4 protein-coding genes and 2 pseudogenes are annotated in these 6,968 nt (G+C 37.3%); 4 read left to right on the forward strand and 2 right to left on the reverse strand.

The window, feature by feature from the left end; genetic code table 11:
* Positions 1-205: pseudogene (locus F6K22_RS25690) on the reverse strand (hypothetical protein); the annotation flags it as partial.
* Positions 206-496: 291 nt separating this feature from the next.
* On the opposite strand from F6K22_RS25690, the gene F6K22_RS25695 reads away from it, so the two are divergent.
* The 4 genes from F6K22_RS25695 (at position 497) to moeB (ending at position 5,086) form a co-directional block, all read left to right on the forward strand.
* Complete coding sequence (locus F6K22_RS25695; protein WP_293104545.1) at positions 497-1,690, forward strand: hypothetical protein; 1,194 nt, start codon at positions 497-499, stop codon at positions 1,688-1,690.
* Positions 1,691-1,797: 107 nt separating this feature from the next.
* On the forward strand, positions 1,798-2,253 hold the full coding sequence (locus F6K22_RS25700) for a M67 family metallopeptidase (RefSeq protein WP_293104548.1): 456 nt from the start codon (positions 1,798-1,800) through the stop codon (positions 2,251-2,253).
* A gap of 157 nt (positions 2,254-2,410) precedes the next feature.
* Positions 2,411-3,640, forward strand: a complete 1,230-nt coding sequence (locus F6K22_RS25705) for an RNA-guided endonuclease InsQ/TnpB family protein (RefSeq protein ID WP_375340196.1) — start codon at positions 2,411-2,413, stop codon at positions 3,638-3,640.
* A gap of 273 nt (positions 3,641-3,913) precedes the next feature.
* The gene (moeB, locus tag F6K22_RS25710) at positions 3,914-5,086 is read left to right on the forward strand and encodes a molybdopterin-synthase adenylyltransferase MoeB (protein WP_293104555.1); all 1,173 of its coding nucleotides are present in this window, start codon (positions 3,914-3,916) and stop codon (positions 5,084-5,086) included.
* A gap of 1,666 nt (positions 5,087-6,752) precedes the next feature.
* On the opposite strand, the pseudogene F6K22_RS25715 reads toward moeB, so the two are convergent.
* Positions 6,753-6,968: pseudogene (locus F6K22_RS25715) on the reverse strand (IS1634 family transposase); the annotation flags it as partial.

The raw sequence follows: 6,968 nt of genomic DNA on the forward strand, positions 1-6,968 counted from the left end.
CTTGAGGACCTCGACGACCAGGAGTAATTTCTGGCATTCCTCTACTATTTAAAGGAATTACCCAGAACCGTTTGACTTTTTCCGCTCCTTTGAGGCGACCTTGCCTGAGAAGTAACCTGAGTCTAGCAGTAGAAATATTTAAAAGAAATGCTGCTTCTGTTGTACCAACTTTATCTGGTTTAGTTTCAGTGTTTGTATCTTTCATAAACTGTTTCGGAACATATAAAGGATAAACTGTATAACCATTCACCATCAAACCACAAATAATTGAATTTGGAAATATTTTGATTTTCTAGTATTGACTTTAATAGTAATCTTAGTAGGAAATTCTAAAACTACCAAAAATCTCAACTCAAATAACTACTATACTAAAAAGTTAACTTAATATGTTGACCCAACTGTAAAATTTTTTAGATACAAAATTTTATCAGTTTATCAGGTTTATTATTTATTAAAGATATCTACTACCTAACTACTCATAAATTATTTACAACCTATGCCTGAAGATATAAAGTCGAAAATTACTAAAAAAATTCTTAGAAAACTTGCTGTTCGAGGATTAATTGCTTTAGCTACTGGTGGTACTGGATGGTTAGTATTTGAAGGAATAGAGCTAGCTGTTGATGCAATTACGGCAGCTCAAACTATAGCACAGGTAATAGAATCTACTGAAATAGCAACAACCGCAATTGAGCTAGCAGAAGTTACAGAAGCTGCTACCTCAGCTGCAGCAGTGGCAGAAAGTCCTGAAATGGCAGAAATCGCAACTGAGCTAGCAAAACTTGTAGAAAATACTGAAATACCAGAAACCCCAATTGAGCCAGGAATAGAACCAGATATTATAGAACTACCAGATGATTGGTATGAGTATCTTCCTATGAACAGCATCGTACCTCTGTTGAGCATAAATTTTTATTGGAATAAGTATAATGACAACTTTACCAAAAAAGCCAAAAATATAATTCAGAAAAATCAAAAAAAAGAAATTAAGATAATTCAAAACCTTAAACAGAAACTGCACAAAACAGCAAATATTAAACATCGAGAAAGCATTACTCAAGAAATCAAATCAAAAATTGATGATTTTTCTCAAAATTTATCCAATGATAAAAAAATATTGTCATTAGTATTGACAACTTATTTGGCTATCCAAGGTCCCTTGATGATTGATATCATGGCAGAAATTGAGAATAAAAAACCAGAGATTATTCCTGCTTTAAATCAAAAACCAGAACTAATAGGAGAAGCATTATCAAACAATGAAGATCTCCAAAAAGAGTTCCAAAATTTGCAACAAAATTTACACTACAAATTGAGTGAAGGTATAAGTAATGCGTCAAAAGAATCAATTCTTGAAGAGATTAAAAACTCTCCAGCAGAATTCTATTTTAGTGAAATAGGCATGACTTTTGAATGCAAAGGTAAAAATGAGACTAATATTGTGGTTAGAGCATTTAAAAATCCAGCAGAAGATATCTTGTATTTGGAAGGTAGAAATTATGAGGCAGTAGAAACTCCAATAAAAGGAATTAATTTAGAAAATTATCCTGATTCACTTATTTCAGATATTTTTCAGATGTGTAGATATTTTAGAGAACATGACATCTTTGGTAATATACGGGATCTGCAAGCTTACAATGATTATAGAAAAAAAGTTTTAGGTGGTTGGCGAAGTTTTAAAAATGTTTAAATGAGCATTCATTGTTTAGCAAAATCAAATAAGTTTAATAATATAGTTAGAGGGGTTCAAGTATTATTTGACTTTCCTTTTGCTTTTTCCTCCCTTATTTAAAACAAATGCCCCTACTACTTTCCCTTTCCCACTTCCAAAAAATTTCCACCCATGCCGAAACATCCTACCCAAATGAATGTTGCGGCTTACTATTAGGTGAGCAAAACCAACAGGCAAAAACAGTCATCGAAGTCTGGCCTGCTGAAAATGCCTGGCAAACAGAAGCAGATGAATATTGGCCAGAACAAAAAGAATTTACAGAAGAAAAAAGATATGCCATATCCCCAGAACTAATGCTCAAAGCAATAAAATCTGCAAGAGACCGCAACCTATCCATCATTGGCATCTATCATTCCCACCCAGACCATTCAGCCATCCCCTCAGAATTTGACCTTACCTACGCCTGGCCAGAATATTCCTACATTATCCTCTCGGTGGAAAAAGGCAAGACTACTGACTTTATCAGTTGGTCTCTTGACGATAATCATCAATTTCAACCAGAAGAAATTGTTAAAAGATAAGCAATAAGCTGTATAGCAGGTTTAATGTAGGTAATTTTAGGAGCTGATTGCTAGTCTTAAAATCCCTGGCAATTTCTGGTAAATACTTAAAAAAAAAGACTCTTGAATTGATACATTTAAAAAAATAGTTTATCATAAGAAAAAGGAAGTGATGAAAATGTATGCAATCAAGTTAGAGTTAAAGCTTAATAACAAGGAAAAAACCTTAATGTCTCAGTGTGCAGGTTATGCTCGCTTTGTCTATAATTATGGCCTTAATATAGTTAATGGAACCAAGGGAATGACCAAAGTAAATAAGCGAGGCAAAAAGGTTAATTTGAGTTATAACCAACGTATAAACGAGGCGAAAAAAGTCTTTACTAATTATGTGAAGAAACAGCCAGAATATACCTGGACAAATAACTACTCGTCTCGAATTTATCAAAGCGCTTTTCAGCATTTGGGTGAAGCATTTAAACGGTATAAAGAAGATACCAGCAAATATCCCAGATTTAAACGCAAAAAAGATCAGCAATCTTTTACTGTTTATGACGGTAATGGAAAGACCATAATAAAAGCTGGTAACTGTATTAAAATACAAACATTAGGGACTTTCCGATTAGCTAGTCCAGTTCCTTATATGACAGCAAGTCAGACTTTTACTATTAGTAAAACAGCAGAAAGATGGTTTGTAAGTTTTGCCATAGAAGCTGAAAAACCACCAGTTCATCCACTATTAGATCAACGTCATCAAGAAGTTTTTGGTATTGATGTAGGCATTAAACAATTTGGAACAGTAGCTTCATTAAAAGAAAATAGCGTGATTGCTCTCCCCGATTCAATTAAAAAAGAGCAATTAAAGCTGGAAATGTTTCAATGGCGTAATCGCAATAAACAGTTAGGCGGTAAGGGTAAAAAACCTTCTAAAAATGCGATTAAATATTACAAAAAGTTAGCAAAATGTCATGCTCGTATTGCTAATATTCGCTCTGATTTTATTGAAAAGACTACGACAGATTTAGCAAACAATATTAAGCACGTTTGTCTGGAAGACTTAAACGTTAAAGGCATGATGCATTCTCGAAAGTTAGCGGCATCAGTAGCCCGCCAGGGATTCTATCAATTCAGGGAACGATTGACAACCAAAATCGTTACCAACGGTGGAACTGTTGTATTAGCTGACAAGTGGTTTCCATCGTCTAAAACTTGTCATCATTGCGGTCATATCCATCAAGAGTTAACATTAAGCGATCGCATCTATAATTGTCCTCATTGTGGCACAACAATAGACCGTGACTTGAATGCGGCGATTGTACTATCTCAATATGGGGAAGTTAATCAAAAAACTAGGGTAGGCTGTACCCGAATTTACGCTTGTGAACTAGAAGGGGCCGACTCCCTAGATTGAAGCAAGAAGCAAGCATCAAAACCGGTAATGGCAAGGTTTATCCTGGTGCCGGCCGGAATTGAGTAGGTATTGTACAGCAGTTGTATTATCCCAATATGGGGAAGTGAATCAATTTACTAGGGTGGGCTACTGAAAGACTTCCAGGTTGAAGCAAGAAATAAACATCAAGACTGGCATTACCAGGTTTGACCTAACTTTGCCGGAATTGTTTAGGTTTTGTACAGTAGAAAACCTCACATAATTTATCCAAGAAATTTTTAGACCTAAATTATCATGTTAAATCCGAATCTGGAAGAAATCCAGTTAAATACAGAAGAGTATCAACGTTATTCGCGCCATCTGATTCTACCGGAAGTAGGATTAGATGGTCAAAAACGTCTGAAGGCTGCCAAAGTTCTATGTATAGGCACGGGCGGTCTTGGTTCTCCACTATTGTTATATCTAGCAGCAGCAGGAATTGGAAATATTGGAATTGTAGATTTTGATATTGTCGATCATTCCAATTTACAACGACAGGTTATTCACGGAACCTCTTGGGTGGGTAAGCCAAAAATTGAATCTGCTAAAAATCGGATTCACGAAATTAATCCTCACTGTCAGGTTGACCTTTACGAAACGAGGTTAAGTTCTGAAAATGCTCTAGACATTCTCAAGTCTTATGATGTGGTTGTGGATGGTACTGATAATTTCCCGACTCGTTATTTGGTTAATGATGCTTGTGTTCTTCTGAATAAACCTAATGTCTATGGCTCTATTTTCCGTTTTGAGGGTCAGGCAACTGTCTTTAATTATGAAGGTGGACCTAACTACCGCGACCTTTACCCCGAACCTCCACCCCCAGGAATGGTACCTTCGTGTGCCGAAGGTGGTGTGTTAGGTATTTTGCCGGGAATGATTGGAGTTATCCAAGCGACGGAAACTATCAAAATTGTTTTGGGTCAAGGTACAACTTTGAGTGGTAGATTGTTACTTTATAATTCCCTAGATATGACTTTCCGGGAATTGAAACTGCGTCCTAATCCAGTACGACCAGTTATTGAAAAGTTGATTGATTATGAACAGTTTTGTGGAATTCCTCAAGCTAAAGCACAGGAGGCAGAAAGTAAAATGGCTATTCCAGAAATGACGGTTCAAGATTTGAAGCAATTATTGGATAGTGAAGCGGATGATTTTGTCTTAGTTGACGTGCGGAACCCCAATGAATATGAAATTGCCAAAATTCCTGGGTCTGTTTTAGTACCATTGCCAGATATTGAGCAGGGTTCTGGTGTGGCAAAGGTTAAGGATATAATGAATGGTCATCGTTTAATTGCTCATTGTAAGATGGGCGGGCGATCGGCTAAAGCATTAGGTATCCTGAAGGAGAATGGTATTGAGGGTACTAATCTCAAAGGTGGAATTACTGCCTGGAGTCAGGAAATAGATTCTTCTGTACCTCAATATTAATTCAGAAGCAAGAGGGAAGAAGGTAGAAGGAACAAAAAGCTAAAATTTATATCAATAGCGATAATTAAGTTAGTCAGAAAAACCTTCTCCCTTCTAACCCTTATCTGCTAATCAATTTTGCAGTTTCAAAAATTACTTTTGATATTGACATCTCCAGGGGTTGAAACACCCTGGATTCTGTGGCCAAATCAACCGTAAATTGGATAAATCCACATTTGCTTAAAGCCTGAAGGGCAGACTTCTAGACTCCTGGCTCGGTATAGACCGAAATCTAGCTGTGAGTTGACTTTTTTTTGTTAGCTTTCAAGAGTGGTTTGACTCACGCTGGTTGGAGCAATAAATCCCTCCTCTAGCTGCCTACTTGCTTTGAGCCGTCGTAGGAAATTAATTCCCCATTAACTGTCCACCGGAATTTCACCGCACTAGCGCTCTTGTCATGGTGACAAACCTTGTTCCTTATTTTTCTAGTATAGCAGACTTTTACTCCGCTTTATTACCCGCGTGTCGTTATTCAACCAGCCGTTAAAACGGGCGCTGCGTACTTCCTTCCGACGTTTTTTAGGTTTTTCATCTTCCCTAATTCCTTACATCGCCAATCAGTTGGCTTCCCTCGCCTACAACCTTTTTAATAGTCTCGCTTTTTTGTGACTCAAAATCTATTAACGCAAAGTTTGAGCATTTGATTTTTGAGTAAGACAATGTCAACTATTTTACCCCAGACAAATTTCAATTTATCTTTATAGCGCTACTTGAATCGGGAATAGGGAATAGGTATGGAGGGAATAGTAAACTGTTAAAGGGTTTCAGGATGCGCGAAATGTCAAGAGCCTTAATGCGTAGCGCTATATCTCAACGTTGGCCTTTGACCCGCGCTCTCGGTCAGGGGAGCTCAGAGATGGGAAAACCAATCAATAAGAGCGGTTCTTGCAATGGTGTGCTGTCCTCAATAATATCAGGCTGCTGGGCTAGCAGTGTCAGCGCCAGTCGCTCATGGGGGAGACCCCCTTTGGTGGCGCTGGCAAGTCTTTAGGAGCGCGCCTTTAGACCGATGCATAGGTTCGGCCTCGTCAGCAGGTGCGGTCTTAAGCAGAAAGCCCCTATCACTGATGGAGCGGGAATCCCGCGCTGTCTCGATTAGCAGCGTAGGGAGGATGTCAATTCAGCAGAATATCCACATTATAAGATTTGATTTATAGCGCTTTTCATTAGAGTTGTTTGGAAATAAAAATTTAAAATGCTCAAAGGCTTACTATATAAGGTTTTCTGGATTTTATACCAAGCAAACACTATAAAGCTTAACTGATAAGGGTTTTAGCCATTTTTTGAGCTTAATTTCCAACAACTCTATTAACTATAGAATACAGAGATTTGGGCTTAAACCCACATTCCGCACGACAAAATGTAGTATGTAACAGCGAGAAAACTTGAGTAAGTATTTATACTGTTCAAAAAGACTTTTTCCCTGTGGCTGAGTGTAAATTCAACCATGAGTGTGCCTAAATATGAGGTCTCAAGTGGAATCTAGGTAAAAATTGCCATCAAAAAAACTCTGGGAGTGATAGAGGCATGAGAATATCCATGGTCTTCATAGGAACTATAAATACTTGGGTGACCTTGATAATTTGATTGTATATGTTTTTCCATGGTTATCCTATCCCATCCTATCTCAACTCAGAAGATAGTATCTTTGACAAGTTGGAGGAAAAAACTTTAATAATTCGAGACGTTCGGAAGTTAAATTAGATATTTCTGTTACCCCAGAATTAATCAACAGATGGATTGACTGAAAACATTGAAATATCCAACGTAACGTTGGTCTATTTGTGGGACGACCTAATTGATTTTTCACAGTAGATTTCTGTCGTTTTAAAGTTTGACGTAA

This window comes from Okeania sp. SIO2F4, from assembly GCF_010672385.1.
Classification (GTDB): domain Bacteria; phylum Cyanobacteriota; class Cyanobacteriia; order Cyanobacteriales; family Microcoleaceae; genus Trichodesmium.

Coding starts and splice junctions, on each gene's coding strand:
- F6K22_RS25705 (WP_375340196.1), top strand. CDS start 2,411: ATGTATGCAATCAAGTTAGAGTTAAAGCTTAATAACAAGGAAAAAACC.
- F6K22_RS25695 (WP_293104545.1), top strand. CDS start 497: ATGCCTGAAGATATAAAGTCGAAAATTACTAAAAAAATTCTTAGAAAA.
- moeB (WP_293104555.1), top strand. CDS start 3,914: ATGTTAAATCCGAATCTGGAAGAAATCCAGTTAAATACAGAAGAGTAT.
- F6K22_RS25700 (WP_293104548.1), top strand. CDS start 1,798: ATGCCCCTACTACTTTCCCTTTCCCACTTCCAAAAAATTTCCACCCAT.